The organism is Streptomyces sp. NPDC026575 (assembly GCF_055567415.1).
In genome coordinates this window covers 84,545-111,247 of sequence record NZ_JBVHQM010000014.1, presented here as the reverse complement: position 1 = coordinate 111,247, position 26,703 = coordinate 84,545, and the positions used below count along the sequence as shown (strand labels likewise).

The window sequence follows — 26,703 nt, the reverse complement described above, 5'->3', positions numbered from 1 at the left end:
CCTCTCAGCCCTTGGCCACGGCGCGCAGCCGGTCGATGACCTCGGCGCGCAGCTCGGCGGGTTCCAGCACGACCACGTCCGGCCCGAACTCCACGAGCCAGGCGTCGAGTCCATGGCCGTTGGGGATCTCCAGCTCCTGCCAGCCGTCGCCCAGGTCGCGGACGGCCAGGGCGCGGGCCCGCAGCGGATAGCCGTGCTCGGCGCGGAGCCTGATCCTGGCGGTGCCGGTGGCGGTCTCCCCGGCCCAGCTCTCCACGGTCTCGCGGACCGTGACGTGATCGGGCACCGGAGCGGTGAACTTCCCTTGCCGCGAACGGACCTTGCCGGTGATCCGGGAGAGCCGGAAGACCCGCTCGGCCTTGCGGTCGCGGTCCCAGCCGGCGAGGTACCAGTGACCGCGCCAGCACTCCAGGATCCACGGTTCGACCTGGCGCTGCTCGGGGTGGGCGGCGGTGGACTTGCGGTAGTCGAAGACGACCGGACGGCGGTCGCGGCAGGCGAGCATCAGCGGCTCGAAGGCGGCCTCGTGGGCGGGGATACGGGGTTCCAGGGCGCTGTGCGGCTGCCCGGCGTCGTAGTCCTCACCGTCGCCGGCCAGCGGCATCCCGGCCGCCCGCAGCTTCTGCAGCGCGCCGCTGGCGGCGCCGGCCAGCCGGGCCTGCTGCCAGATCTTGGCGGCGAGCCCGAGGGCGGCGGCCTCCTCGGCGTCCAGGGTGATCGGGGGGAGGCGGTTGCTGTCGCGGCGGGCGAGGTAGCCGATGTCGCCCTCGATGCCCTCGACGGTCTCGATGACCAGACCGAGCTCCCGCAGATCGTCCTTGTCCCGCTCGAACATGCGGTTGAAGGAGTCGTCGCCGCTCGCCTCGATGTATGCCTCGATGGACGATCTGAGCTCGCGCTTGGTCAGCGGGCGTCGCGTCCCCAGCAGGCACAGCGCCAGGTTCATCAGCCGCTCGGCCTTGGCAATGGCCATCGACGCCCTTTCTCGTTGAACTCCCGATCGTTGACCGTACCGCTCGGGGTGGTCCAGGTAAAAGCCGGACGAGTAGGCCCCCGCTGCCAGAAGGGAGCGGGGGCCTACTCGTCCGGGCCCGTGCCAGGGGTGGCACGGGCCCTCGGATGCCTCACGGGCACGCGGCCCGGGACGGGACCGGCGGTCTCAGACGGCGACCAGGTCGCAGACGAAGATCAGCGTCTCGCCCGGGGCGATGCGGCCGCCGCCGGCGCCGCGGTCGCCGTAGGCGAGGTGCGCGGGGATGGTCAGTCGGCGGCGGCCGCCGACCTTCATGCCCTGCACGCCCTGGTCCCAGCCGGCGATGACCTGGCCGGCGCCCAGCTGGAACTCCAGCGGCTTGCCGCGGTTCCAGCTCGCGTCGAACTCCTCGCCCGAGCTGAAGGCGACGCCGACGTAGTGGACCTGGACGAAGTCCCCGGCCTTGGCGACCGCCCCGTCACCCTCCCACAGGTCCACGATCTCCAGGTCGGTGGGAGCCGGGCCCTCGGGGAAGTCGATCTCGGGCTTGTCGATGTTCACGGATGTGCTCCTACTTACGAATCTTTACGATTACCGAGCCAGTCTCGCAGATCTTGCAGAGGGCGCGATCAGACCGTGCCGACGATGTCGACCGAGAAGACCAGGGTGTTCTTGGCCAGCTCGTGCTGCGGGCTCGCGCCGTAACCCAGCTTCGGCGGGATCACGATCTCCACCCGGTCACCGACGTGCTTGCCGACCAGGGCCTTGTCCCAGCCCTGGACGACCTGCCCGGTGCCGATCTGGAACGCGGTCGCGCCACCGTGGTCCCAGGACGAGTCGAACTTCTTGCCGTCCTCCCACTTCACACCGGTGTACTGCGCGATCAGCCCGTCGCCGGCCTTCACCTCGCGGCCCTTGCCCTTGATCAGGACCTGCTCCTTGAGGTCCTTGGGGGCCTTCTCCCCCTTGGGGACGGTGATCACCGCGGCCTTGCCGTCGGGCGCCTTCACCTCCGGCATCCCGCTCTCCGGCGACTCCTGGCTGCCCTCGGACTGCGCCTTCTTGTCGACCTTCTGGGCGCCGACGACATCGACGACCCACACCAGGCCGTCCCCCGGCTTGATGCCGGACTGGGGGTTGAGGCCCTCCCCGATCAGCGCCTTGGCGGTGCCCTCGACCTCGAAGCGGCTGCCGATCTTCTGCCCGGCGACCGCGGTCAGCACCTTCGGCGGCAGCATCTGCTGGGTCATCTGGTCGGTGACCTCGCTGACGACCTGGGTGCGCGGCCCGCCCTTCTTGCTGCCGGGCTGCGGCGTCCAGGTGCTGCCGAGCTTCTGGCCCTTCATGGTCTCCGCGGAGAAGTCCAGCCGGACCAGGTCGCCCTTCTTGACGACCGCGCCGTCCCCCTTGATCAGGGTCTTGGTGACGGCCGTGTCGGACGGCTTGGCGCCCTTCGGCACGGTGATCTCGGGCTGCGCCCCCGCCTTGCCCTCGACCTTGACGACGGCAGCGCCGGACGAGCCCTTGCCGTCGTCGGACCCGCAGGCGGCGGTGAACAGCAGGAGGGGCACGGTCAGCGCAGCCGCAGCGGCGCGACAGGTGTTCTTCGTGAGGTTCATGTGTCCATCTCGGGGCTTGTGGGGAAGGTGGGCAATGCCAGCCACTCTACGACCTGTCCCCGTGGACCTCCCCCGGCACACACAGCGGTGTGCCGGGAGCTGCCCGCTCCCGGCACACCGCCCATTTCCCCGCGGGTCACATCCCGGCGATCAGCTTCTCCACCCGGTCGTCCACCGAACGGAACGGGTCCTTGCACAGGACCGTGCGCTGCGCCTGATCATTGAGCTTGAGGTGCACCCAGTCGACGGTGAAATCGCGCCGCTGCTCCTGGGCCCGGCGAATGAAGTCACCGCGCAGCCGGGCCCGAGTCGTCTGCGGCGGCACCGACTTGCCCTCGAAGATCTTCAAGTCATTGCAGATCCGCGCCGCTTGGCCCTTCCGCTCCAGGAGGTAGTAAAGCCCCCGGCGACGGTGAATGTCGTGATACGCGAGGTCTATCTGCGCCACGCGCGGATGGGACATGGTGATGTTGTTCTTTGTGCGATAGCGCTCGATCAGATGATGTTTCATCACCCAGTCGATCTCGGTGGAGATGCGGTCGAGATCCTCGTCCCGGATCGCCTCCAGCGTCCGGCCCCACAGCTCCAGCACCCGCTCGACCAGGCCCGTGCGGATTCCGCGGCGGTCGCAGAAATCCACGGCCTTTTCGTAGTACTCCTGCTGGACTTCGAGCGCCGACGCCTCGCGCCCGCTGGCCAGTCGCACCTTGCGCTGGCCGGTGATGTCGTGGCTGACCTCGCGGATGGCCCGGATCGGGTTCTCCAGCGTCAGATCGCGCATGACCGTGCCCGCCTCGATCATGCGCAGGACGAGGTCGGTGGCGCCCACCTTGAGCATCATCGTCGTCTCGGACATGTTGGAGTCGCCGACGATGACATGCAGCCGGCGGTAGCGCTCGGCGTCCGCATGCGGCTCGTCCCGGGTGTTGATGATCGGACGGGAGCGGGTGGTCGCCGAAGAGACGCCCTCCCAGATGTGCTCCGCGCGCTGGCTGACGCAGTAGACGGCGCCCCGCGGAGTCTGCAGCACCTTGCCCGCGCCGCACAGCAGCTGACGCGTGACGAGGAACGGAATGAGGATGTCCGCGAGCCGGGAGAACTCGCCATGGCGGGCGACGAGGTAATTCTCGTGGCAGCCGTAGGAGTTTCCCGCCGAATCGGTGTTGTTCTTGAAGAGGTAGACGTCGCCCGCGATTCCCTCCTCATGCAGGCGGCGCTCGGCATCGACGAGCAGACCCTCGAGAATGCGCTCGCCGGCCTTGTCGTGGGTGACCAGCTCGGTCACGTTGTCGCACTCGGGAGTTGCGTATTCCGGGTGCGAACCCACGTCCAAGTACAGGCGGGCGCCGTTCCGCAGGAAGACATTGCTGCTGCGGCCCCATGACACGACACGGCGGAAGAGGTACCGCGCCACTTCGTCAGGCGACAGTCGGCGCTGTCCCCTGAACGTGCACGTGACGCCGTACTCGTTCTCCAGCCCGAAAATGCGGCGGTCCATGACTGAACATTACGCCTGACGGCCTGCTCTGAAACCGGGTTCGACAGCCCCGTTTCGATCATTTTCCGCCGGGGCCGCCTCCGCCGTACGCCGCTCGGGCTCTCCGAGGAATCGCTTCGTCGACAAAAGGACGAGCAGCGCGGCAAGGCCCCCCGCGCCGGCCACCGCGAATCCCGCCGCCGCGCCGCCGGCCTCCACCGCCGGGCCGGCCGCCGAAGCGCCCACGGCCGAGCCGACGCCGAACGTCGTCACCAGCCACGAAAACGCCTCCGTCACCGTCCCCTTGGGCGCATGCCGGTCCACGACCACGAACGCGCAGGCCAGCGCCGGCGCCAGAAACACCCCGGCCACACCCGTCAGGGCCGTCATCCCGACCACACCGGGCACCAGCGCCAGCGGCAGATACCCCAGCGCCAGCAGCGCGACGAGCAGCCGCAGCCGCCCCTCCGGCCGCCCCGGCCACTGCCGCGCGCCGTAGACGATGCCACCGGCGAGCGCCCCCACGCCCAGCGCGGAGAGCAGCCAGCTGGAGACCATCCCGCCGCCGTGCTCATCGGCGTACGCCACCGCCGCCACCGCTATCGACCCCAGCGCCAGCCCCACGAAGAGGAACGCCCCGATCAGCACCAGCATCCCGGCCGAGCGCAGGGCCCCCAGCCAGTGCGCCTCCCGCGGCGCGCTGCGCCACCGCCGGGACGGCTCGGAGACCACGACGGAGAGCGCGCCGAGCACCCCGACCGCGTTGATGACCAGGAGCGCGGCCCCCTCCGACCAGACCGCCACACACAGCGTCACCAGCAACGGCCCGACCGCGAACATGACTTCCTGCGCCACCGCGTCCAGCGCGTACGCGGCGTGCACCTGGTCCGGGCGCCGCAGCACCCCCGGCCACAGCGCCCGCAGACCGCCCTCCAGGGGCGGGGTGAAGACACCGGCGATCACCATGGCGGCATAGGACAGCCACAGCACCTCCAGGCCGACGACCGCCAGCAGCGCCATTCCGAGGGCGGAGAGCACCGCGGCGGGCAGCATCACCCGGGGCTGGCCGTAGACGTCCACGGCCCGGCCGAGCAGCGGCTGGCCGATGGCGGTGCACACCCCGTAGACCGCGGAGAGCGCCCCGGCCAGGGCGTAGCCGCCGCCCTCGGCGCGCACGAACAGCAGCACCGCCAGCGCGGCGGTGGCGTTCGGCAGCCTGCCGACCAGGGTTCCCGCCAGCAGCCGGACCGCATAACGGGTCCTGAGCAGCTCCGCATATCCCGCGGCCATCACCGCCCCTTTCCGTCCGGATCCACCGAACGCTTGAAAGTGTTACGTATAACCTGCGTCGTTATACGTACCATGGCGACAACCCGCGGTCCACCCCGCGACGGCCGAAGCGAGGAGCGAAACACCCGGTGACCAGCGACGAGGGCAGGACGCCCCCCGGTACCAGCACCGGCTCCACTGGAGCGGCCGGCGCCGCGCGCCCTGCCCGCCCGGCCACCAGCCGGGACGTGGCCCGCGCCGCCGGGGTCTCGCAGGCCGCGGTCTCCCTCGTGCTCGGCGACAAGTGGCAGGGCCGGGTCTCCCCCGGCAAGGCCGAGGCGGTCCGCGCCGCGGCCCGTGAGCTGGGCTACCGCCCCAACCTCGCCGCCCGCAGCCTGCGCATGGGCCGCACCCGTACGGTCCTCCTCGTCGTCCCCGCCCTGACCACGGAGTTCTTCGCCCGGGTCTACACCGGCGCGGCCCGGATCGCCGCCGACCACGGCTTCGGCGTCGTCCTGTACCCCTCACCCGAGGGCGTGGGCCCCGCGCGCGACCCCTTCGACTCCGCCGCGGCCACCCTCGACGGCGTGCTCGCCTCCTCCATGGCCGCCGAGGCGCTCACCGCCCTACGCACCGCCGACCTGCCGCTGGTCATGCTCGACAGCGACCCCGGCGACGACCGGGCCTCGGCCACCGTCAACCTCGATATCGCCGACGGCGTACGGCAGTTGACCGGCCATCTGCTCGCCCTCGGCCACCGCCGCATCACCCACCTCGCGGCCGCGGTGGACTCCTGGACCTTCGACGTCCGCGCCCGCGCCGTCTCCGAGGCCCTCGACGGCGTGCCCGGCGCGACTCTGCGCCGCGAGCCTGCCGCCCTCAGCGTCGACGCCGGACTGCGCGCCGCACAGGCCGCCCTGACCGGCCCGGGCCCCCGCCCCACGGCCCTGCTCTGCGACGACGACATCATCGCCGCGGGCGCCTGCAAGGCGGTCCGGCGCCTCGGCCTGCGGGTCCCCGAGGACGTCTCGGTCACCGGATTCGACGATCTCGTCCTCGCGGTCGCCGTCGAGCCGGAGCTGACGACCGTACGGCTGCCCGCCGAGGAGTTCGGCGAGGCCGGAATGCGGGCCCTGATGGCCGTGCTCGACGGCCGCCCCGAACCGGCGCCCACCCTGCCGGTGGAGCTGGTCACCCGCGGCTCCACCGCCCCGGCGGCGGCCGGCGGCGACAACGCCGCGCGCCCCGGCGGGGAATGACCCACCGGGGCGCGTGATCCGGGCAACCGGCCCGGAAGCGGTACGTCAGAGCAGCGGCTCCCCTTCGGGACCGTCCTTGTCCGCCGCGTCCTGGCCCTTGGCACCCTTGCCCTTGGCGCCCTTGGTGCCGCTCTCCTGCCCGGCGGCCCCGGACTCGCCGGCCGCCGCGTCGGCGTCCGCCGCCGGCTCCTCGGCGGCCGTCTCGCCGCTCTCCTCCAGCAGACGGGACAGCTGACGGCCCAGGATCCGCTTGAACTTGCGCTGCTGCGGCCGCGTACGGTCCAGCGTCGCGACCTCCAGCTGCTCGGCGGTCAGCGTGCGCTCACCGCCGTTGGTGTCGCGCGAGAGCGACTCCACGGCCAGCTTCAGCGCCTCGGACAGCGTCATACCGTCGCGGTGGCGCTGGTCGAGGTAGCTGCTGATCTGGTCCGCGTTGCCGCCGACCGCCACCGAGCCGTGCTCGTCGACGATCGAGCCGTCGTGCGGCAGCCGGTAGATCTGGTCGTCCTCGGGGGCGCTGCCGACCTCGGCGACGATCAGCTCGACCTCGTAGGGCTTCTCGGCGGCGCTGGAGAAGATCGTGCCGAGCGTCTGGGCGTAGACGTTGGCGAGACCGCGCGCGGTGACGTCCTCGCGGTCGTAGGTGTAGCCCCGCAGATCGGCGTAGCGCACACCGCCGATCCGCAGGTTCTCGAACTCGTTGTACTTCCCGACCGCCGCGAAGGCGATCCGGTCATAGATCTCGCTGACCTTGTGCAGGGCCCGGGAGGGATTCTCGGCGACGAAGACCACGCCGTCGGTGTACTGCAGCACCACGACGCTGCGGCCGCGCGCGATGCCCTTGCGGGCGTACTCGGCGCGATCGGCCATGGCCTGCTGGGGTGAGACATAGAACGGCGTCGACACCGGCTATCCGTCCCTTCCTGTCAAGAGCTCGTTCAGTGGCGCATGCATAGCGGATCATCCGTCCCGTCAGAGCAGCGCGGCACGCGGGCCGTCGGGCTGGTCGAGGCGGCGCTCGTGAACGGCACGGGCGATCTCCGCGACCTCGGAGTCGGCGAGCTTCTTGAAGCCCTCGTCGGTGATGGCCGTGACGATCGGGTAGATCCGCCGGGCCATGTCCGGTCCGCCGGTCGCCGAGTCGTCGTCGGCGGCGTCGTACAGCGCCTGGACGACGGCGGTGGCGGCCTGATGCTCCGTGAAGTCCTCCTGGAAGAGCTTCTTCAGAGCGCTGCGCGCGAAGACCGAGCCGGAACCCGTCGCCGCGAACCCCTGCTCCTCAGAACGCCCACCGGTGACGTCGTACGAGAAGATCCGGCCCTTGTCGCGGTCGAGGTCGAAACCGGCGAACAGCGGCACCACGGCCAGGCCCTGCATGGCCATCCCGAGATTGCTGCGAATCATCGTCGACAGACGATTCGCCTTGCCCTCCAAGGAGAGTTGGGCACCTTCGACCTTCTCGAAGTGCTCCAGCTCCAGCTGGAAGAGCTTGACCATCTCGACCGCGAGGCCGGCCGTGCCCGCGATGCCCACCGCGCTGTACTCGTCGGCCGGGAAGACCTTCTCGATGTCCCGCTGCGCGATGACGTTGCCCATCGTGGCCCGCCGGTCGCCGGCGAGCACCACGCCGCCGGAGAACGTCACGGCCACGATCGTCGTGCCGTGCGGTGCCTCGATGGCGCCCTGCACCGGCGGCAACGGGCGGTTGCCCGGCAGCAGCTCGGGCGAGTGCGCCCCGAGAAAGTCCATGAACGACGAGGATCCAGGCGTCAGGAAGGCAGCTGGTAGACGCCCGGTGCTTCGAGTGTTGGCTTCCACACGATTCCTTCCAGATACTCGGCCGCCCGCCTCAAGACGTCCGGCCGATCCTTGAATTGGCCCAAGGCTGCGTTGCAACTGAAGCACAGTACGCCTCGGACCTTACCCGCCTCGTGATCGTGAACCACATGCACGGGGTCGGCATCCAGGCAGATCACGTACATCCTGCGCCGCTCCGCGATTCAGCGCGCCGGGCCCGGCTGGGCGATGCCGGTGACGCGCGGCCTGACACCCGGCCCCGCGCTCCCGGCATCGCCTCTGGAACCCGTCACGCCCATGGCGACCCGCCACGGACGGAGCGAGTCATGGCACTCGCTCACGTCCGGTTCGGCGCTTCGCCCCCCTCATTCACATAGGTGACTACTGTCCGCCCTTTTGCACGAAGGAGCGCACAAAGTCCTCGGCGTTCTCCTCTAGCACGTCGTCGATCTCGTCCAGGACGGAGTCCACGTCGTCGCTCAGCTTCTCCTGGCGCTCCTTGAGGTCTTCCGAGGCCTGCGCGTCCTGTGTCTGCTCCTCGACCTCTTCCGTGGAACGCGTGGCCTTGGCCTGTCCGCCGCCGCTGTCCTTGGTCGCCATATCCCTCACCCCGCTCGGTTCGCCCCGCTCGATGTGACCTTCAAGATCCGACCCTACAAGCAGGGTCCGACATCGGCCCTGCAGTTCTTGCAACGCCCGGGAGTCACCTCGATGATTCCCGCATCGCGACGATTTCAGCCGCGGAGCAGCTGTGGATCGCCGCGAATTCTGTCGTGCACCTGCCGTATATCAGCGGCCGGAAAGCGTCCTCACCAGCTCCTCTGCGGTTCGGCAGCGGTCCAGGAGCTCCTTGACATGCCTGCGGGTCCCGCGCAGCGGCTCCAGCGTGGGAACCCGTTGCAGGGAGTCACGGCCGGGCAGATCGAAAATGACCGAATCCCACGAGGCCGCGGCGACATCGTCCGCGTACTGCTCCAGGCAGCGGCCGCGGAAGTACGCCCTGGTGTCCTCTGGGGGCTTCTGCTGGGCGCGCTGGACGTCGGGCTCGTCCAGGAGCCGCTTCATCTTCCCGCGGGCCGCCAGACGGTTGTACAGGCCCTTCTCGGGGCGTACGTCGGCGTACTGCAGGTCGATGAGGTGGAGCCGGGCGGCGTCCCAGTCCAGGCCGTCACGGCGGCGGTAGCCCTCCATCAGCTCGCGCTTGGCGACCCAGTCGAGCTCGCCGGACAGGCTCATCGGGTCGTTCTCCAGCCGGCCGAGCACGTCCTCCCACCGGGTGAGGACGTCCTTGGTCTGCTCGTCCGCATCCGCGCCGTAGCGGTCCTCGACGTATTTGCGGGCCAGCTCGAAGTACTCCATCTGGAGCTGTACGGCGGTGAGCGTGCGGCCGCTGCGGAGGGTGATCAGGTGTTGCAGGGTGGGGTCGTGCGAGACCTGGTGCAGGGTGCGTACGGGCTGCTCGACGGCGAGGTCGACGGCGATGAAGCCGTCCTCGATCATGGACAGCACCAGGGCGGTGGTGCCCAGCTTGAGGTACGTCGAGATCTCGGAGAGGTTGGCGTCGCCGATGATCACGTGCAGCCGCCGGTACTTCTCCGCGTCGGCGTGCGGTTCGTCGCGGGTGTTGATGATGGGCCGCTTGAGGGTCGTCTCCAGGCCGACCTCCACCTCGAAGTAGTCGGCGCGCTGGCTGATCTGGAAGCCGTGCTCGTGGCCGTCCTGGCCGATACCGACCCGTCCGGCGCCCGTGACCACCTGGCGGGAGACGAAGAACGGCGTCAGATGCCGCACGATGTCCGAGAAGGGGGTCTCCCGCTTCATCAGGTAGTTCTCGTGCGTGCCGTAGGAGGCGCCCTTGTTGTCGGTGTTGTTCTTGTAGAGGTGGATGGGCTGGGCGCCGGGCACCTGGGCGGCCCGCTCGGCGGCCTCGGCCATGATCCGCTCGCCGGCCTTGTCCCACAGGACGGCGTCGCGCGGGTTGGTGACCTCGGGAGCGCTGTATTCGGGGTGTGCGTGGTCGACGTAGAGCCTGGCACCGTTCGTGAGGATCACATTGGCCAGGCCGATGTCCTCGTCGGTGAGCTGGCTGGCGTCGGCGTTCTCGCGTGCGAGGTCGAAGCCGCGGGCGTCCCGCAGCGGGTTCTCCTCCTCGAAATCCCAGCGGGCACGGCGTGCCCGGTGCATCGCGGCCGCGTAGGCGTTGACTACCTGGGATGAGGTGAGCATGGCATTGGCGTTCGGGTGGCCGGGGACGGAGATCCCGTACTCCGTCTCGATTCCCATTACTCGCCGTACGGTCATGCGGCCCTCCTTGCCCGGCGGCGCCCCCGGACGGGGTCGGCGCTCAAGTACCGCTGAGTCTGCGTTCCGTATGCGTGCCCCACGCCCGCACAGCGTGACGTAGCGGTACCGAAGAGCCTAGAACGCCTTTGCGGCGCTGGGGAGATCATTACAGTCATTGCTCCAGTCCGGTTTTCCCTGGTCCATCGCGCTCTTTATCGGGAGCGTCCGCGCTGCTCCCGGAAATGCGTCCGGCTGCGGACGCCCCGTGCAGGACATCCGCAGCCGGAGAGCGGTGTTACAGGTATTGGCCGGTATTCGCCACCGTGTCGATGGAACGGCCGGTGTCGGCGCCCTGCTTTCCGGTGACCAGCGTGCGGATGTATACGATCCGCTCGCCCTTCTTTCCAGAGATCCGGGCCCAGTCGTCCGGGTTGGTGGTGTTGGGCAGGTCCTCGTTCTCCTTGAACTCGTCCACGCATGCCTGGAGGAGGTGGGAGACCCGTAGACCCTTCTGGTTGTGCTCCAGGAAGGCCTTGATGGCCATCTTCTTTGCGCGTCCTACGATGTTTTCGATCATCGCACCGGAGTTGAAGTCCTTGAAATAGAGGACTTCCTTGTCACCATTGGCGTAGGTGACCTCCAGGAAGCGGTTCTCCTCGGATTCCGCGTACATCTGCTCGACGACGGACTGAATCATTCCGCTGACCGCCGCCTTGCGCGAGTCGTCGTGTTCGGCGAGGTCGTCGGCGTGCAGCGGGAGATTCTCCGTGAGGTACTTCGAGAAGATGTCCTTGGCGGCCTCCGCGTCCGGGCGCTCGATCTTGATCTTCACATCGAGGCGGCCGGGGCGCAGGATCGCCGGGTCGATCATGTCCTCGCGGTTCGAGGCACCGATCACGATCACGTTTTCGAGGCCCTCGACACCGTCGATCTCGGAGAGCAGCTGGGGGACGATGGTGTTCTCCACGTCCGAGCTGACTCCGGACCCCCGGGTGCGGAAGAGGGAGTCCATCTCGTCGAAGAAGACGATGACGGGGGTGCCCTCGCTGGCCTTCTCCCTGGCGCGCTGGAAGACCAGCCGGATGTGCCGCTCCGTCTCACCGACGTACTTGTTGAGCAGCTCGGGGCCCTTGATGTTGAGGAAGAAGCTCTTCCCCGCGGGCTGCCCGGTCACCTCGGCGACCTTCTTGGCAAGGGAGTTGGCGACCGCCTTGGCGATGAGCGTCTTGCCGCAGCCGGGCGGGCCGTAGAGCAAGACACCCTTGGGCGGGCGGAGTTCGTGCTCCTTGAACAGGTCGGGGTAGAGGTACGGGAGCTCGACCGCGTCCCGGATCAGCTCGATCTGGCCGCCCAGACCGCCGATCTTGGTGTAGTCGATGTCCGGGACCTCTTCGAGGACCAGTTCCTCGACCTCGCTCTTGGGGATGACCTCGTAGACGTAGCCGGAGCGGGGTTCGAGAAGCAGGGCGTCGCCGGGGCGGATGGTGATGTCCAGCAGCGGCTCGGCGAGCCTCACCACCCGCTCCTCGTCGGTGTGCCCGATGACCAGGGCGCGCTCGCCGTCCTCAAGGATCTCCTTGAGGGTGACGATGTCCCCGGCGCTCTCGTACTCCATGGCCTCGACCACGTTGAGCGCTTCGTTGAGCATGACCTCCTGCCCGCGCCGGAGGTCCTCCGCCTCCACGCTCGGGCTGACATTGACCCGGAGTTTTCTGCCTCCGGTGAAAATGTCGACCGTGCCGTCCTCGTTCGCCTGCAGGAAGACGCCGAAGCCGGCCGGCGGCTGCGCGAGCCGGTCGACCTCTTCCTTGAGGGCGACGATCTGGTCGCGGGCCTCGCGGAGAGTATTGGCGAGACGCTCGTTCTGCGCCGAGACGCCGGCCAGGTTGGTCTGCAGCTCGACGATCCGCTCTTCGAGAATCCTCGTGTGACGCGGAGAGTCGGCGAGCTTGCGTCGCAGGACGGCGATCTCCTGCTCGAGATAGGCAACCTGACCGGCGGGATCTTCAGACCCCCGCCCCGGCCGGATGCCGCGGTTGATGTCGTCGTCGTGGGCTGCCACGGTCCTCACCTCCTCCAAGGAGCTGGACGCTTCCTGACCCTACCTGGGCCGGTGCAGGTTGAAACCCCTAGATCGAAAAGACTGTCGGGGTGTGTCCGATCTTCACCCTTGCGCACGTCCTCACGCCAAGGGAATACCCACCCAACAACATCGGAAAGCGAGCGGTTGTATCGTCGAGTCGGTCAACACCCGTCAGGGCTGGCGCCACTTAGACAAAAACGGTTCACGTACGCAGGAACGGCAGGCGAGATGACCGCACAGGACGAAGCCCCGGAGCTGGAAGTCTGGATCGACCAGGACCTGTGCACAGGAGACGGCATCTGTGCGCAGTACGCGCCAGAGGTCTTCGAGCTCGATATCGACGGTCTGGCCTATGTGAAGAGCGCCGACGACGAGCTGCTGCAGGACAAGGGGGCCACAACGCCCGTCCCGCTGAAGCTGCTCGCCGACGTGCGGGACTCGGCGAAGGAGTGCCCGGGGGACTGCATCCACGTCCGCCGCGTCGACGACCTCGTCGAGGTCTACGGGCCGGACGCGGAGTAGCCCTCAGGGAGCGGAACGCTCCCCTCGGGCACACCGGGTGACCGGTCAGACACTCTGGGCACCCATGGCGGCGGGGAGTTCGCTCTCAACGAACTTCCCGCCCCGCCATTGCCACTTGACGTTCTTGTGCACATCCGGGCAGCAGCGCGGTACGTCGAGGTCGGAGTAGCCCAGGAGCTCCGTGGAGACCGCGCCGGCCTTGAGGGCGAGGGTCTGGACGCTGAGCCGCTGCGCGGGCGCCAGGAGGGTCGCCACGACCCGTGGCGCCGCCTTCGCGTCGGTGGGCTGGGCGAGGACGAAGACGCCGCTGGGCGGGGTGCCGGTCTCGCTGTGGCAGCGGACCACCGCGACGGTCTCGGTCGTACCGTCGCCGTCGAGGTCGCCGGATGCCTTCTTCACCACGTCGAGGCGGGCGGGTCCGCAGTCGACGGGGAAGCTCACCCGGCTCGGGTCGGGGGCGGCCGCGGCGGCCTTGCCGGCCCGGGCGTCGCGGGAGGTCGTGGCGGTGGCATCCGGGGGCTGGACGAGGGAGGCGGCCGCGACGACCGCCGAGACGGCGGTGGCGGTGGCGAGCCAGTGCATGGGGCGCGGCTGGGTGTGCAAGAGGTCCTGGCCTGCCATGGGCTGCACGCGGGGTAACTCCTGTGAAGTGCTGTGCCGGTGGGAGTGCCCAGCATCGTTCCACAGGAGGGGGCGGCAAGGAACCAGCTGGGCCGGAGTTTTACGGGTTTCCCATGAGGCGGCCCGGGGGGCTTCACGTGGGCGTCACGGGGGCATCCCGTAGGGCGCCGGGCGGGCCGTCCCGTAGGGGTTCGGTGGGCCCCTGGCCGGTGAACGCAGAGGCGCCGCCGGCGGTTCCCCGCTGGGGGGAACTCGTCGGCGGCGCCTGTGGTTTAGCCGGTCGGATCCGGCCGGTCGCGGCGGGGCGTCAGACACCCCCGTCGAGGGGCATCACACGCGCCCGCCGTGGGGCGTCAGTCGCGCTCTTCGGCGGCCGCCCGGTCCTTCCCGGAGGCCGCGGTGTCCTGCCCACCCGGGGCTGCGGTGTCCTGCCCGCCCGGGGCTGCCTTCTCCCGCCCGCCCGGCGCTGCCTTCTCCCGCCCGCCCGGCGCTGCCTTCTCCCGCCCGCCCGGCCCTGTGTAGTCCTCGCCGTACGCGCCCTTGGCGGGGCGGCGGCGGCGCAGCGGGGGCTCGACGCCGTCCGCGAGGCGGCGGGCGGTGAGCAGGAAGCCGGTGTGGCCGATCATGCGGTGGTCCGGGCGGACGGCGAGGCCCTCGACGTGCCAGGTGCGGACCATGGTCTCCCAGGCCGACGGCTCGTTGAAGGTGCCGTGCTCGCGGATCGCCTCGACGGTGCGGGCCATCTGCGTGGTCGTGGCGACGTAGGCGCAGAGGATGCCGCCGGGGACCAGGGCCTTGGAGACGGCCTCCAGGCACTCCCAGGGGGCGAGCATGTCGAGGATGACGCGGTCGACGTCGGTGTCGGAGAGGTTGTCCTGGAGGTCACCGACGGTGAGCGTCCATGCGGGGTGCGGGCCCCCGAAGTAGCGCTCGACGTTCTGGGTGGCGATCTCGGCGAAGTCGGCGCGGCGCTCGTAGGAGTGCAGCATGCCGTCGTCGCCGATGGCGCGCAGCAGGAAGCTGCTGAGCGAGCCGGAGCCCACACCGGCCTCGACGACGCGGGCGCCGGGGAAGATGTCGGCCATCGCCAGGATCTGCCCCGCGTCCTTGGGGTAGACCACGGCGGCGCCGCGGGGCATGGACAGGACGTAGTCGGGGAGCAGCGGGCGCAGCGCAAGGTAGGCGACGTTCCCGGTGGTACGGACAACACTGCCCTCGGGAGCACCGATCAGCTCGTCGTGGGGGAAGGCTCCCTTGTGGGTGTGGAAGCTCTTGCCCTCTTCGAGCGTGAAGGTGTAGTGGCGTCCCTTGGGGTCGGTGAGCTGGACCTGGTCCCCGACCTTGAAGGGCCCGCGACGGCGGGCGGCACCGGTCGGTTCGGACATGTGACCAGCCTACCGGCCCGTTGGGGCGCCGCGGACCAGTGGGGCGGGGCCGGGCGCGGCCCCGGAGGCGAGCCGAGCCCCGTCAGGCCGCCTTGCGGGCCATGGCGGAGACGAAGGCCCGCTCGACGTCGGCGGTGGACAGCACGCCGTAGATCTCGCCGGTCTCCTCGACCACCAGGTACTCGGTGGCGGGGGTGGCCCGCAGGTAGTCCAGGAGGTCCTCGCCGGCGAGCTCGGCGGAGACCCGCATCCCGTCCTTGAGGTCCTGGGCGAGCGTGCCCACGGGCACCCAGGGGCGGCGGTGGTCGGGGACGCCGACGATGGCGGCCTCGCGGACGAGCGCGGTGGGCGCGCCCTGCGGGTCGACGACGACCAGGGCGCGGGCGCCGGCGTCGTTGGCGCGGCGCAGCGCCTCGGAGAGCGGTGTGGCGGTCTCCACGGGCACCGCGCGCCGGGTCAGGGTGCGGGCGGTGAGGTCGGGGAGGCGTTCGCGCAGCCGAGCCATGCGCAGGCTGTTGCCGGCGCCGGTCCAGATGATGGCGGCGAGGATCGCGGCCAGCAGGGCGTCGGTGAGCGAGTCGGCGCCGCCGAGCTCGGGGCGGTCGTTGCCCAGGGCCCCGGTGTGGGTGAGCAGCGGCAGCCCGATGAGGACGGTGACGGCGAGCGCGCGGCCGACCCAGGCGGCGGCGACGGTGCCGCGCATAGCGTTGCCGGTGATCTTCCACACGACGGCGCGCAGCATCCGGCCGCCGTCCAGGGGGAGGCCGGGCAGCAGGTTGAAGATCGCGACGATGAGGTTGGAGATCATCAGGCCCGCGAGCAGGACGCCGGGGACCGTGCCGGGCTCGACCATGTGCATCCCGGCGTAGAAGACGCCGGCGAGGACGAGGGAGAGCAGCGGGCCGACGAAGGCGAGGACGAACTCCCTGCCGGGCGTCTCGGTCTCCTTCTCGATCTCCGAGACGCCGCCGAAGAACTGCAGCTGGATGCGGCGCACGGGGAGCTTGAAGCGGAGCGCGGCGACGGTGTGCGCCAGCTCGTGGACCAGCACCGAGGCGTAGAAGGCGACGGCGAAGAAGAGCGAGACGAGGTAGCGGGCGGCGCCGAGTTCGGGCAGCACCCGCTCCAGCTGGCCGCCGAAGACCCAGGTGATCAGGGCCGCGACGAGGAACCAGCTGGGGGCCACGTAGACGGGCACGCCGAAGGGACGGCCCATCAGGATGCCGCCTCCGCCCCGCTTCTTGCCCGGCGGCGGCACCTTCGGCCCGTCGGCCCCCTGGGACGGCTCGGGCGGCTGGGGCCGCACGGACTCCTCGGGATCCTGCGGCTTCCCGCTGTCGTCCACGGTCTGGCGTCCCCTCATCGAATACGGCATTCGCCCCTGCTCGGCCTGATATCTCGATCATGCAGGGCGAAAGGGTCCGGCGTCGATGGTATGCGGAGCGTTCGGGCCCGCTCCGCTGCGGGGCCCTTACCGCTCGTGGCCGTTCGGCGCTTGTCAGTGGCGGGCCGTAGGGTTCTGTGGCATGGGATGGAGCATGGAGCAGGCCGGGGCGGGGACGCAGGGTGTCGAGGCGGCCGCGGCGGGGCCGGACGAGGGCCGCCAGGCACGGCCGCCGATGGCGCTGTCGCCGTCGCGGGCCGGCGATTTCATGCAGTGCCCGCTGCTGTACCGATTCCGGGTGATCGACAAGCTGCCGGAGAAGCCGAGCGCGGCGGCGACCCGGGGCACGGTCGTGCACGCGGTGCTGGAGCGGCTCTTCGACGCGCCGGCGGCCGAGCGTACGGCGGCCGGCGCGCGGGCGATGGTGCCGGGCGAGTGGGAGCGGCTGCTGGCCAAGCGGCCGGAGCTGGCGGAGCTGTTCGCGGACGACCCGGAGGGCGAGCGGCTGGCGGGGTGGCTCGCGGAGGCCGAGGCGCTGGTGGAGCGGTGGTTCTCGCTGGAGGACCCGACGCGGCTGGAGCCGGCCGACCGCGAGCTGTATGTGGAGACGGTGCTGGATTCCGGGCTGCAGCTGCGGGGGTTCATCGACCGGGTGGACGTCGCGCCGACGGGCGAGGTGCGGATCGTCGACTACAAGACCGGAAAGGCGCCGCGGCCGCAGTACGCCGAGGGCGCGCTGTTCCAGATGAAGTTCTACGCGCTGGTGGTGTGGCGGCTGCGCGGGGTGGTGCCGCGGCGGCTGCAGCTGGTCTATCTGGGCAGCGGCGATGTGCTGACGTACGACCCGAGCGAGGCCGATCTGCGGGGCGTGGAGCGGAAGTTGCTGGCGCTGTGGGAGGCGATCCGGCTGGCGACGGAGACCGGCGACTGGCGGCCGCGTCCGACGAAGCTGTGCGGCTGGTGCGACCACCAGGCGCACTGTCCGGAATTCGGCGGCACTCCCCCGGTGTACCCGCTGCAGGTGCGCCCGGCGGACGGCGGCGGGGTGCCGCAGGGCAGAATGGAGACGATCTAGGGTCTGCCCGATGACCCGTCAGACAGGCCCCGGGGGATAGACGCCCCTGGGGCGTGTCCGGGCACAACGAAGGAGAGCTCGTGGCCATCCGCGTCCTGCTGGTCGACGACCAGCCCCTGCTGCGTACGGGATTCCGGATGATTCTGGAGGCGGAGCAGGATCTGGCGGTCGTCGGCGAGGCCGGTGACGGTCTGCAGGCACTGGAGCAGGTGCGGGCGCTGCAGCCCGATGTGGTGCTGATGGACATCCGGATGCCCCGGATGGACGGTGTCGAGGCGACCCGGCAGATCACCGGCCCGGCCAAGGACGGCCCAGCGAAGGTGCTGGTGCTGACGACGTTCGACCTGGACGAGTATGTCGTCGAGGCGCTGCGGGCCGGGGCCAGCGGCTTTCTGCTGAAGGACGCGCCGGCCCATGAGCTGGTGCAGGCGATCCGGGTGGTGGCCGCGGGCGAGGCGATGCTGGCGCCGAGCATCACCCGCCGGCTGCTGGACAAGTACGCCGGGCATCTGCCGTCGGGCGAGGAGCCGGTGCCGGACACCCTGCACACCCTCACCGAGCGCGAGGTGGAGGTGCTCAAGCTGGTGGCGCGCGGGCTGTCGAACGCCGAGATCGCCGCGGACCTGTTCGTGAGCGAGACGACGGTCAAGACGCATGTGGGCCATGTGCTGACGAAGCTGGGCCTGCGCGACCGGGTGCAGGCGGCGGTGTACGCCTACGAGAGCGGTCTGGTGCGCCCGGGCGCGCAGTAGGGCCTGGGTAGGCGCGCATACGGCGGCGGGGCCGGTCCGGGGATGTCCCGGGCCGGCCCCGCCGCCGTGTGGGTGGCGCCTGGTCAGGCGACGGTGGACTTGCTGATCTCCCAGAACCGGAAGACGGTCGAGGAGTCCAGGGTCCATTCGAGGCCGGTGACGCCGTCGCGGGCGACCGCGTACTGCTTGCCCTGCCAGATCGGGATGATCGGCACGTCCTTGGCGACGATGTCCTGCAGCTCCCGGAACGCGGCCTTGGTGGCGGCGCGGTCCTGCTGGTCGGCCGTCTTGGGCAGCAGCCGGCCGGTGATCTCGGAGGAGCTGTAGTTGTTGGACAGCACGCTGTCCTTGCCGAAGAACGGCTGGGTGAAGTTGTCGGGGTCCGGGTAGTCCGGGACCCAGCCCTTGACGTAGACGCCGAACCGCCCGTCGCGCACGCCCTTGTCGTACTCCTCGGTGGACACCGAGCGCACCTTGGCGTCGAACAGGCCGCTGGCGTTGAGCTGTTGGGCGATCTCCTCGAAGGCGGGGACGGTGCCCGGCCCGAAGCGGTCCGGGGTGGCCCACAGCGTGAGCGGCACCTTGCTGTTCAGGCCCGCGGAGCGCAGTGCGGCCTTGGCCTTGTCGGGCTGCGGACGGTCGCCGTAGGTGTTGAAGAAGGAGGTGTTGTGACCGGTGATGCCGGCCGGGACGATCGAGTAGAGCGGCTCGGCGGTGCGCTGGTAGACGTCCCGGACGAGCGTGGAGCGGTCCAGGAGGTAGGCGATCGCCTTGCGGACGCCCAGCTTGCCGGCGACCGGGTCCTTGAGGTTGAAGACCAGGTGCATGACCTCGGCGCTGCCGCCCTCGATGACCTTGGTGCCGTGCTGCTGGTGCAGGGAGGCGCCGTCGAGGTGGGCGATGTCCTTCATGGCCAGACCTCGGTAGGCGAGGTCGACGTCACCGCTCTGGACGGCCTTCTTCAGCTTCTCCGGGGCGGTGAAGAACTTCACGGTCATCCCGGCGTTCTTGACCTTCGCGGGGCCCTTGTAGGACGCGTTGACGGCGAAGACGGCCCGCTCGCGGCTGTACTGCTTGAGGGTGTAGACACCGGAGCCGGTGGCCTTGCCGTCGGTGCGGAGCCGGTCGGCGGGGTACTGGGTGTGGTCGACGATGGAGCCGGCACCCGAAGCGATCTTCATGGGGAAGGTGGCGTCGGGCGTCTTCAGGCGGAAGACCACGGTCTTGGCGTCCGGCGTCTCGACCCGCTCCAGGGCGGCGAACATCACGGCGGGGCCGTTCTTGTCCTTGATGCGCTTGGTGCGGTCGAAGGAGTACTTGACGTCCTTGGAGGTCAGCGCGTCACCGTTGCTGAAGGTGAGGCCGTCCTTGAGGGTGCAGCGGTACACCTTGCTGTCGGCGTCGGTGAAGGAGCAGCTCTTGGCCGCCTCCGGCTCGGGGGTGGTGCCGCCCTTGGGGAAGCTCAGCAGGGACTGGAAGACGTTGTTGAACAACAGCCAGGACCCCGGGTCGTAGCCGGCGGCGGGGTCGGTGGCCACGACCTTGTCCGTCATTCCCATGACCACGGGCTCGCCGTTGCCGGCCGCTCCCGAGTCGTCCGTGCCGCACCCGGCGAGCGCGAGCAGAGCTGTTGCCAGCCCCGCTCCGATCGGGGCGGCCAGCCACTGGTCACGCTTCCTCACTGAAGTCCTCACGATCTGGGTGGTGCCTGTCAGGCCGCGGCGGGGAGGCCGCGGCGGGGGTTGTGCGGTGTGGTCTCGATCCGGCCGGCTCAGTCGGCGACGCCGCGGCCGAGCTCCCAGATCTGCAGCGTCGAGGAGGAGTTGAGGGCCCACTCGATGCCGGTGATGTCATCCCGGGCGGCGACGTACTGCTTGCCCTGCCAGAGCGGGAGGAGCGGTACGTCCTCGGCGATGATGTCCTGCACCTGCTTGAAGTCGGCCGCGGCGGCGTTGCGGTCGGACTGCTGGCGGCTGGACGGGATCAGCTGGGACTCGATCTTGGCGTTGCGGTACGGGGAGCCGAGGAAGTTCTGCTTGCCGATGAACGGCGCGACGTAGTTGTCGGCGTCCGGGATGTCGGGGAACCAGCCCATGTTGTAGACGCTGTACTTGCCGTCCAGCGAGTCGGTGCGGAACTGCTGCCAGCTGTCGACACCCTTGACGCTGACGTCGAACAGCTTGGTGCGGTTCAGTTGGCCCTGCAGCGCACGGACCTCCTTGACGGTACTGGAGCCGTAGTGGCCCGTGGTGTACGTCAGGGTGAACTTCACCGGGGTGGTGATGTTGGCCTGCTTCAGGGTCTTGCGGGCGGCCGCGGCGTTGGGGTTCCCGTACTTGTTGAAGAACGAGTTGATGTGGCCGGTGAGGCCGGTGGGGACCATCGAGAAGAGCGGGTCGCCGGTGTAGGAGTAGACGTTGCGCACCAGGTCCGAGCGGTTGACGACCTGCGCCATCGCCTGCCGCACGGCCTTGTTGGAGACGACCGGGTCCTTGGTGTTGAAGGCGAGGTAGCGGATCTCCTGGCCGGGCATCTCCTGCAGCCTGAGGTGCTGGTCGCGGGCGTTCATCAGGCCCTTGACCTGGTCGGGCGACAGACCGCGGTTCATCACGTCCACGGTGCCCTTGCGCAGCGCCCGCTCCGTGGAGGCGGAGTCGGTGAAGAAGCGCATCTCGACCTTGTCGTTCTGCGCCGTCACCCCGCCCTTGTAGTCGGGGTTCTTGGTGAAGAGGGCCTTGGTGACGCGGTTGCCGCTGCGCTCGACCTTGAGGGTGTACGGGCCGGAGCCGACCACGTCGAAGCCGCTGTAGAGGCGGCCCTTGGGGTACACCTCGGGGTCGACGATGGACGCGGCGGGCGTGGTGAGCTTCTGCGGGAAGGTGGCGTCGGGCTTGTTGAGGTGGAAGACCACCTCGGTGGGGCTGGGCGCCTCGACCTTGTCGACGGCTTCGAGCAGCGACACCGGACCATTGGTGTTGTTGATGGTCTTCATGCGGTCGATGGAGAACTTGACGTCCTCCGCCGTGAGGGCATGCCCGTTCGAAAACTTCAGGCCGCTGCGCAGCGTGCAGCGGTACTGCTCGTTCTGGGTGTCGCGGAACCCGCAGGAGGAGGCCGCCTCGGGCACCGGCGCGGTGCCGCTGCGCGGCAGCCGCAGCAGCGTCTGGAGGGTGCCCTGCAGCACGTTCCAGGCGTCGATGTCGTAGGCCTGCGCCGGGTCGAGGGGCGCCGGGGCCGCCTTGGTGGCCTCGATGGGCGTGGCCACGCCCACGACGATCGGATCGCCGCCTTCGCCCGCGCCGTCCGTGCTTCCGCAGGCGGCGAGAACGGGGGCAAGTAGACCGGCCAGCGCCGGCAGCACCAGGGTCTTGCGATTCATCGTGGGCAGGTTCCTTATCAGCGCAGCAGTGTTGCTCGCGTCGACATTAGTAGGAACGGCCAGCCGCGCTCAGACGTAAAGGAGTTGAAACGATATGGCACCTGGATAACGATGCGGGGTGATCGATATTCGGACGGCGGAACGTTTCGCGCGTTGCTCCACCAATGCGGACACTTACCCCCGTAGGAACCGCCGAAGAGGGGGCCTGGAGCAGCTACCGGGCGCGCTGTCGACGGCCAGGCACGTGAGAAACGTCACGCGTTCAAGGAACCCCGGCGATGCGCCAATTCGGTCAGTGTATTCGTCACGGAAAATGAGCGGGCCACTGCCCTCAGTTCCGTCGGCTTTCCCGGTGACACGCTCAGTGCACGTCGCCGCGGCTTTCCGTGATGAGCGCCCGGAGAAATGGCAGGTCGACTTCTTCCAGCGAGCGGACGACCGTACGGCCGACGGCCGGCGGGATCGGCGTCACCGAGGGCACCGCGACGACCGGGCAGCCGGCCGCCTCCCCCGCCGTCACACCGGTCAGGGTGTCCTCGACGACGGCGCAGCGCGCGGGGTCCGCGCCCAGCCGCGCGGCGGCCGTCAGATACGGGTCGGGGTGCGGCTTGGTGCGCGCCAGGTCGTCGCCCGCGAGCGTCAGCCGGAAGTTCTCCCGGCCCAGTGAGTGCAGCATCTGGTCGACGATGGCGCGGTGCGAGGCGGTGACGAGCGCCGTGGGCACGCCGTGGGCGGCCAGCTCGGCGAGCAGCCTGCGGGCGCCCGGCATCAGCGGTACGCCCCGCTGGATGCGGGCCAGGAACGCGGCGTTGAGCAGCACGCTGAGCTCGGTCAGGCTGATGTCGACGCCGGTGACCTGGATCAGGTAGTTGGCGCTGCGGGTCATCGGGCCGCCGACCACCACCTCGCGGTGGGCGTCGTCGAGGATGTGGCCGAGTTCGGCGAAGACCTGCGCCTCGGCCTCCCACCAGAAGCCCTCGGTGTCGACGAGGGTGCCGTCCAGGTCCAGGAACACGGCCTGGAGGGTCGCGGCTTCGGCCGTGCGGGTGCCGACCGCGGGGATGCTGCTGGTCATCCATCCACCTCCACTGCGACGGTCCCCGGAGGGACGAAAGGGCCGGTCGCCATCCCCGGCTGGGGGGAAACGACCGGCCACTACCGGACCGACCAGTGTACGACGGTGTGCGCCGAAATGCGCGATGACACGGGTCGGGGTCGTCCGGAGGACCCCCGGACGACCCCGACCCGCTTACGCAGGGTTACCGGCGCCTACTAACGGGCGTTGAAGTACTTCGCCTCCGGGTGATGGATGACGATGGCGTCGGTGGACTGCTCCGGGTGGAGCTGGAACTCCTCGGAGAGCTCGACGCCGATCCGCTCCGGCTTCAGGAGGTCGGCGATCTTCGCGCGGTCCTCCAGGTCGGGGCAGGCCCCGTAGCCCAGGGAGAAGCGCGCACCGCGGTACTTGAGCGCGAACATGTCCTCGACGTCGTCGGGGTCCTCGCCGCCGAAGCCCAGCTCGGCGCGGACCCGGGCGTGCCAGTACTCGGCCAGCGCCTCGGCCAACTGGACGGACAGGCCGTGCAGTTCGAGGTAGTCGCGGTAGGAGTTGGCCTCGAACAGCTCGGCGGTGGCGGCGCCGATCCTGGAGCCGACGGTGACGACCTGCAGGCCGACGACGTCGGTCTCGCCGGACTCCTCGGGGCGGAAGTAGTCCGCCAGGCACAGCCGCCGGCCGCGGCGCTGGCGCGGGAAGGTGAAGCGGGTGCGCTCGGTGCCGTCCTCGTGCAGCAGGATCAGGTCCTCGCCCTTGGACACGCACGGGAAGTAGCCGTGCACGACGGCGGCCTCCAGCAGGTTCTCCGTCTGGAGCTTGTCGAGCCAGCCGCGCAGCCGGGGGCGGCCCTCGGTCTCCACCAGCTCCTCATACGTCGGACCTTCGCCGGTACGCGCCTGCTTCAGGCCCCACTGGCCCTTGAACAGCGCGCCCTCGTCCAGCCAGGAGGCGTACTCCTTGAGCTGGATGCCCTTGATGACGCGGGTGCCCCAGAACGGCGGGGTGGGCACGGGGTTGTCGACGGCGACGTCGGAGCGCACCGCGCCCTCGGGCTCCTGGACCTCCAGGACGGCGGTGTCCCGCTTGGGGACCCGGCGCTGCTTGAGCTCGGGCAGGGCGGCGCCGGGCACGCCGCGCTTGACGGCGATCAGCGCGTCCATCAGCCGCAGGCCCTCGAAGGCGTCCCGGGCGTAGCGGACCTCGCCCTCGTAGATCTCGTGCAGGTCCTGCTCGACGTAGGCGCGGGTCAGAGCCGCGCCGCCCAGGATGACGGGGAAGTCGGCCGCCATCTTGCGCTGGTTGAGCTCCTCCAGATTCTCCTTCATGATCACCGTGGACTTGACCAGGAGTCCGGACATCCCGATGACATCGGCCTTGTGCTCCTCGGCGGCCTCCAGAATGGCCGAGACCGGCTGCTTGATGCCGAGGTTGACGACGTTGTAGCCGTTGTTGGACAGGATGATGTCGACGAGGTTCTTGCCGATGTCGTGGACGTCGCCGCGGACGGTGGCCAGCACGATGGTGCCCTTGCCCTCGTCGTCGGACTTCTCCATGTGCGGCTCCAGGTGGGCCACCGCGCTCTTCATGACCTCGGCGGACTGCAGCACGAACGGCAGCTGCATCTGCCCGGAGCCGAACAGCTCGCCGACGACCTTCATGCCCTCCAGGAGGGTGTCGTTGACGATGTCGAGGGCGGGGCGGTCCCGCAGGGCCTCGTCGAGGTCGGCCTCCAGGCCGTTCTTCTCGCCGTCGATGATGCGCCGCTGGAGGCGCTCGTCCAGGGGGAGGGCGGCCAGCTCCTCGGCCTTGCCCGCCTTCAGGGACTTGGCGGTGGCGCCCTCGAACAGCTCCATCAGCTTCTGGAGCGGGTCGTAGCCCTCGCTGCGCCGGTCGTAGACCAGGTCGAGGGCGACGGCGACCTGCTCCTCCTCCAGCCGGGCGATCGGCAGGATCTTCGAGGCGTGCACGATGGCCGAGTCCAGGCCGGCCTTGACGCACTCGTCGAGGAAGACGGAGTTGAGCACGATGCGGGCGGCCGGGTTGAGGCCGAAGGAGATGTTCGACAGCCCCAGGGTGGTCTGCACCTCGGGGTGGCGCTTCTTCAGCTCCCGGATGGCCTCGATGGTGTGGATGCCGTCCTTGCGGGACTCCTCCTGGCCGGTGCAGATGGTGAAGGTCAGGCAGTCGATGAGGATGTCGCACTCACGGATGCCCCAGTTGCCGGTCAGGTCGGCGATCAGCCGCTCGGCCACGGCCACCTTGTGCTCGACGGTGCGGGCCTGGCCCTCCTCGTCGATGGTCAGCGCGATCAGCGCCGCGCCGTGCTCGGCGGCCAGCGCGGTGACCTTCGCGAAGCGCGACTCGGGGCCGTCGCCGTCCTCGTAGTTGACGGAGTTGATCACCGCGCGGCCGCCGAGCTTCTCCAGGCCGGCCTGGATGACGTTCAGCTCGGTGGAGTCCAGCACGATGGGCAGGGTGGAGGCGGTGGCGAAGCGCCCGGCCAGCTCCTCCATGTCGGCGACGCCGTCCCGGCCGACATAGTCGACACACAGGTCGAGCATGTGGGCGCCCTCGCGGATCTGGTCGCGGGCCATCTCCACGCAGTCGTCCCAGCGGCCCGCCAGCATCGCCTCGCGGAACTTCTTCGAGCCGTTGGCGTTGGTGCGCTCGCCGATCGCCATGTACGCGGTGTCCTGGCGGAAGGGCACGCTCTGGTAGAGGGAGGCGGCGCCCGGCTCGGGGCGCACCTGGCGGGTCGAGGGGGTGACGCCGCGCACCCGCTCGACGACCTGCCGCAGATGCTCCGGCGTCGTGCCGCAGCAGCCGCCGACCAGCGAGAGGCCGTAGTCGGCGACGAACGTCTCCTGGGCGTCGGCCAGCTCGCCGGGCGTCAGGGGGTAGTGGGCGCCGTTCTTGCCCAGCACCGGCAGGCCCGCGTTGGGCATGCAGGCGAGCGGGACGCGCGAGTTGCGGGAGAGGTAGCGCAGGTGCTCGCTCATCTCGGCCGGGCCGGTGGCGCAGTTCAGGCCGATCATGTCGATGCCCAGCGGCTCCAGCGCGGTCAGCGCGGCGCCGATCTCGGAGCCGAGGAGCATGGTGCCGGTGGTCTCGACGGTGACCGAGCAGATCACCGGGAGGTTGGTCCCGGTCGCCTCCAGGGCGCGGCGGGCGCCCAGGATGGCGGCCTTGGTCTGCAGCAGGTCCTGGGTGGTCTCCACGAGCAGCGCGTCCGCGCCGCCGGCGATCATGCCCTCGGCGTTCTGCTGGTAGGCGTCGCGCAGCGTGACGTAGGGGGCGTGGCCGAGCGTGGGCAGCTTGGTGCCGGGGCCCATGGAACCGAGGACGTAGCGCTGCTGGCCGGTGGAGGCGGTGAACTCGTCGGCGACCTCGCGGGCGATCCGGGCGCCGGCCTCGGAGAGCTCGTGGACGCGCTCGGGGATGTCGTACTCCGCCATCGCGGCGAAGTTCGCGCCGAAGGTGTTGGTCTCGACGCAGTCGACCCCGACGGCGAAGTACTCCTCGTGCACCGAGCGCACGATGTCGGGCCGGGTGACGTTGAGGATCTCGTTGCAGCCCTCCAGCTGCTGGAAGTCCTCCATGGTCGGGTCCTGCGCCTGCAGCATGGTGCCCATGGCTCCGTCGGCGACGACCACTCGCGTGGCGAGTGCCTCCCGGAGGGAGTCGACGCGGGACGTGCTGATGGGCGATGGCGTGTTCGAGGCCATGGAGATGCTCCCGTGGTTGCGACGGCTGTCGGCTTTGCACCCT

General features: G+C 69.8%; 21 protein-coding genes and 1 pseudogene. 4 read left to right on the top strand and 18 right to left on the bottom strand.

From position 1 onward, the window contains the following. Positions 1 to 4 precede the first annotated feature (4 nt). From ACZ4NB_RS20755 to ACZ4NB_RS20735, 5 genes are all read right to left on the bottom strand, one after another. Positions 5 to 973 carry a helix-turn-helix transcriptional regulator gene (locus tag ACZ4NB_RS20755; protein ID WP_467663503.1) on the bottom strand — a complete coding sequence of 323 codons (969 nt, stop codon included), beginning with the start codon at positions 971 to 973 and terminating at the stop codon, positions 5 to 7. A gap of 186 nt (positions 974 to 1,159) precedes the next feature. Further along, complete coding sequence (locus ACZ4NB_RS20750; RefSeq protein WP_467663501.1) at positions 1,160 to 1,534, bottom strand: FKBP-type peptidyl-prolyl cis-trans isomerase; 375 nt, start codon at positions 1,532 to 1,534, stop codon at positions 1,160 to 1,162. Positions 1,535 to 1,602: 68 nt separating this feature from the next. Next, a complete protein-coding gene (locus tag ACZ4NB_RS20745; RefSeq protein ID WP_467663499.1) occupies positions 1,603 to 2,592 on the bottom strand; it encodes an FKBP-type peptidyl-prolyl cis-trans isomerase in 990 nt (329 codons plus the stop codon). Positions 2,593 to 2,728: 136 nt separating this feature from the next. Continuing rightward, complete coding sequence (gene pafA, locus ACZ4NB_RS20740) at positions 2,729 to 4,090, bottom strand: Pup--protein ligase (protein WP_393488203.1); 1,362 nt, start codon at positions 4,088 to 4,090, stop codon at positions 2,729 to 2,731. Positions 4,091 to 4,099: 9 nt separating this feature from the next. After that, positions 4,100 to 5,359 (bottom strand): MFS transporter, encoded by a 1,260-nt coding sequence (locus tag ACZ4NB_RS20735; RefSeq protein WP_467663497.1) that lies wholly within the window; start codon positions 5,357 to 5,359, stop codon positions 4,100 to 4,102. 128 nt (positions 5,360 to 5,487) lie between these two features. On the opposite strand from ACZ4NB_RS20735, the gene ACZ4NB_RS20730 reads away from it, so the two are divergent. Next, positions 5,488 to 6,597: a LacI family DNA-binding transcriptional regulator gene (locus ACZ4NB_RS20730; RefSeq protein ID WP_467663495.1), complete on the top strand. Its 1,110-nt coding sequence runs from the start codon at positions 5,488 to 5,490 to the stop codon at positions 6,595 to 6,597. Positions 6,598 to 6,642: 45 nt separating this feature from the next. Here ACZ4NB_RS20730 and prcA read toward each other — a convergent pair whose 3' ends face one another. The 6 genes and pseudogenes from prcA to arc form a co-directional block, all read right to left on the bottom strand. Continuing rightward, positions 6,643 to 7,503 (bottom strand): proteasome subunit alpha, encoded by an 861-nt coding sequence (gene prcA, locus ACZ4NB_RS20725; RefSeq protein WP_467663493.1) that lies wholly within the window; start codon positions 7,501 to 7,503, stop codon positions 6,643 to 6,645. Positions 7,504 to 7,569: 66 nt separating this feature from the next. Next, complete coding sequence (gene prcB / locus ACZ4NB_RS20720; protein ID WP_467663491.1) at positions 7,570 to 8,415, bottom strand: proteasome subunit beta; 846 nt, start codon at positions 8,413 to 8,415, stop codon at positions 7,570 to 7,572. Next, positions 8,367 to 8,573, bottom strand: a pseudogene (locus ACZ4NB_RS20715) (endonuclease domain-containing protein); the annotation flags it as partial. The gene prcB and the pseudogene ACZ4NB_RS20715, both read right to left, overlap by 49 nt. Before the next feature lie 202 nt (positions 8,574 to 8,775). Continuing rightward, a complete protein-coding gene (locus ACZ4NB_RS20710; RefSeq protein WP_006607619.1) occupies positions 8,776 to 8,994 on the bottom strand; it encodes a ubiquitin-like protein Pup in 219 nt (72 codons plus the stop codon). Positions 8,995 to 9,183: 189 nt separating this feature from the next. Then, a complete protein-coding gene (gene dop, locus ACZ4NB_RS20705) occupies positions 9,184 to 10,695 on the bottom strand; it encodes a depupylase/deamidase Dop (protein WP_467663489.1) in 1,512 nt (503 codons plus the stop codon). Positions 10,696 to 10,972: 277 nt separating this feature from the next. After that, positions 10,973 to 12,739 carry a proteasome ATPase gene (arc, locus tag ACZ4NB_RS20700; RefSeq protein WP_467663487.1) on the bottom strand — a complete coding sequence of 589 codons (1,767 nt, stop codon included), beginning with the start codon at positions 12,737 to 12,739 and terminating at the stop codon, positions 10,973 to 10,975. 249 nt (positions 12,740 to 12,988) lie between these two features. Here arc and ACZ4NB_RS20695 point away from each other — a divergent pair, with 249 nt between their 5' ends. Beyond that, entirely contained in the window at positions 12,989 to 13,282 is a 294-nt protein-coding gene (locus ACZ4NB_RS20695) for a ferredoxin (protein WP_467663485.1), read from the top strand. Positions 13,283 to 13,327: 45 nt separating this feature from the next. Here the strand turns inward: ACZ4NB_RS20695 and ACZ4NB_RS20690 are convergent, their stop codons facing one another. The 3 genes from ACZ4NB_RS20690 to ACZ4NB_RS20680 all read right to left on the bottom strand — a co-directional run bounded on the left by ACZ4NB_RS20690 (position 13,328) and on the right by ACZ4NB_RS20680 (position 16,633). Continuing rightward, the gene (locus tag ACZ4NB_RS20690; protein ID WP_467663483.1) at positions 13,328 to 13,912 is read right to left on the bottom strand and encodes a hypothetical protein; all 585 of its coding nucleotides are present in this window, start codon (positions 13,910 to 13,912) and stop codon (positions 13,328 to 13,330) included. A 344-nt stretch (positions 13,913 to 14,256) separates the two neighbouring features. Next, on the bottom strand, positions 14,257 to 15,288 hold the full coding sequence (locus tag ACZ4NB_RS20685; protein WP_467663481.1) for a tRNA (adenine-N1)-methyltransferase: 1,032 nt from the start codon (positions 15,286 to 15,288) through the stop codon (positions 14,257 to 14,259). A gap of 82 nt (positions 15,289 to 15,370) precedes the next feature. Next, entirely contained in the window at positions 15,371 to 16,633 is a 1,263-nt protein-coding gene (locus ACZ4NB_RS20680; protein ID WP_467663479.1) for a site-2 protease family protein, read from the bottom strand. Between the two features lie 181 nt (positions 16,634 to 16,814). Between ACZ4NB_RS20680 and ACZ4NB_RS20675 the strand changes: the two genes are divergently transcribed. Then, complete coding sequence (locus ACZ4NB_RS20675; RefSeq protein ID WP_467663477.1) at positions 16,815 to 17,747, top strand: RecB family exonuclease; 933 nt, start codon at positions 16,815 to 16,817, stop codon at positions 17,745 to 17,747. An 80-nt stretch (positions 17,748 to 17,827) separates the two neighbouring features. Continuing rightward, positions 17,828 to 18,499, top strand: coding sequence for a response regulator (locus ACZ4NB_RS20670; RefSeq protein WP_066975498.1), 672 nt, complete (start codon positions 17,828 to 17,830; stop codon positions 18,497 to 18,499). 83 nt (positions 18,500 to 18,582) lie between these two features. On the opposite strand, the gene ACZ4NB_RS20665 is transcribed toward ACZ4NB_RS20670, so the two are convergent. The 4 genes from ACZ4NB_RS20665 to metH form a co-directional block, all read right to left on the bottom strand. Further along, positions 18,583 to 20,181, bottom strand: a complete 1,599-nt coding sequence (locus ACZ4NB_RS20665) for an ABC transporter substrate-binding protein (protein WP_467663475.1) — start codon at positions 20,179 to 20,181, stop codon at positions 18,583 to 18,585. A gap of 89 nt (positions 20,182 to 20,270) precedes the next feature. After that, entirely contained in the window at positions 20,271 to 21,878 is a 1,608-nt protein-coding gene (locus ACZ4NB_RS20660) for an ABC transporter substrate-binding protein (RefSeq protein ID WP_467663473.1), read from the bottom strand. 361 nt (positions 21,879 to 22,239) lie between these two features. After that, positions 22,240 to 22,953: an HAD family hydrolase gene (locus tag ACZ4NB_RS20655; RefSeq protein ID WP_467663471.1), complete on the bottom strand. Its 714-nt coding sequence runs from the start codon at positions 22,951 to 22,953 to the stop codon at positions 22,240 to 22,242. A gap of 197 nt (positions 22,954 to 23,150) precedes the next feature. Beyond that, on the bottom strand, positions 23,151 to 26,660 hold the full coding sequence (metH, locus tag ACZ4NB_RS20650; protein WP_467663469.1) for a methionine synthase: 3,510 nt from the start codon (positions 26,658 to 26,660) through the stop codon (positions 23,151 to 23,153). Between the last annotated feature and the right edge of the window lie 43 nt (positions 26,661 to 26,703).

Excerpts from the sequence above, each read along its gene's own strand:
- ACZ4NB_RS20660 (WP_467663473.1), bottom strand. The coding sequence starts at position 21,878 with ATGAATCGCAAGACCCTGGTGCTGCCGGCGCTGGCCGGTCTACTTGCC.
- ACZ4NB_RS20735 (WP_467663497.1), bottom strand. The coding sequence starts at position 5,359 with ATGGCCGCGGGATATGCGGAGCTGCTCAGGACCCGTTATGCGGTCCGG.
- ACZ4NB_RS20655 (WP_467663471.1), bottom strand. The coding sequence starts at position 22,953 with ATGACCAGCAGCATCCCCGCGGTCGGCACCCGCACGGCCGAAGCCGCG.
- ACZ4NB_RS20695 (WP_467663485.1), top strand. The coding sequence starts at position 12,989 with ATGACCGCACAGGACGAAGCCCCGGAGCTGGAAGTCTGGATCGACCAG.
- ACZ4NB_RS20675 (WP_467663477.1), top strand. The coding sequence starts at position 16,815 with ATGGGATGGAGCATGGAGCAGGCCGGGGCGGGGACGCAGGGTGTCGAG.
- ACZ4NB_RS20745 (WP_467663499.1), bottom strand. The coding sequence starts at position 2,592 with ATGAACCTCACGAAGAACACCTGTCGCGCCGCTGCGGCTGCGCTGACC.
- ACZ4NB_RS20685 (WP_467663481.1), bottom strand. The coding sequence starts at position 15,288 with ATGTCCGAACCGACCGGTGCCGCCCGCCGTCGCGGGCCCTTCAAGGTC.
- metH (WP_467663469.1), bottom strand. The coding sequence starts at position 26,660 with ATGGCCTCGAACACGCCATCGCCCATCAGCACGTCCCGCGTCGACTCC.
- dop (WP_467663489.1), bottom strand. The coding sequence starts at position 10,695 with ATGACCGTACGGCGAGTAATGGGAATCGAGACGGAGTACGGGATCTCC.
- pafA (WP_393488203.1), bottom strand. The coding sequence starts at position 4,090 with ATGGACCGCCGCATTTTCGGGCTGGAGAACGAGTACGGCGTCACGTGC.
- ACZ4NB_RS20755 (WP_467663503.1), bottom strand. The coding sequence starts at position 973 with ATGGCCATTGCCAAGGCCGAGCGGCTGATGAACCTGGCGCTGTGCCTG.
- ACZ4NB_RS20710 (WP_006607619.1), bottom strand. The coding sequence starts at position 8,994 with ATGGCGACCAAGGACAGCGGCGGCGGACAGGCCAAGGCCACGCGTTCC.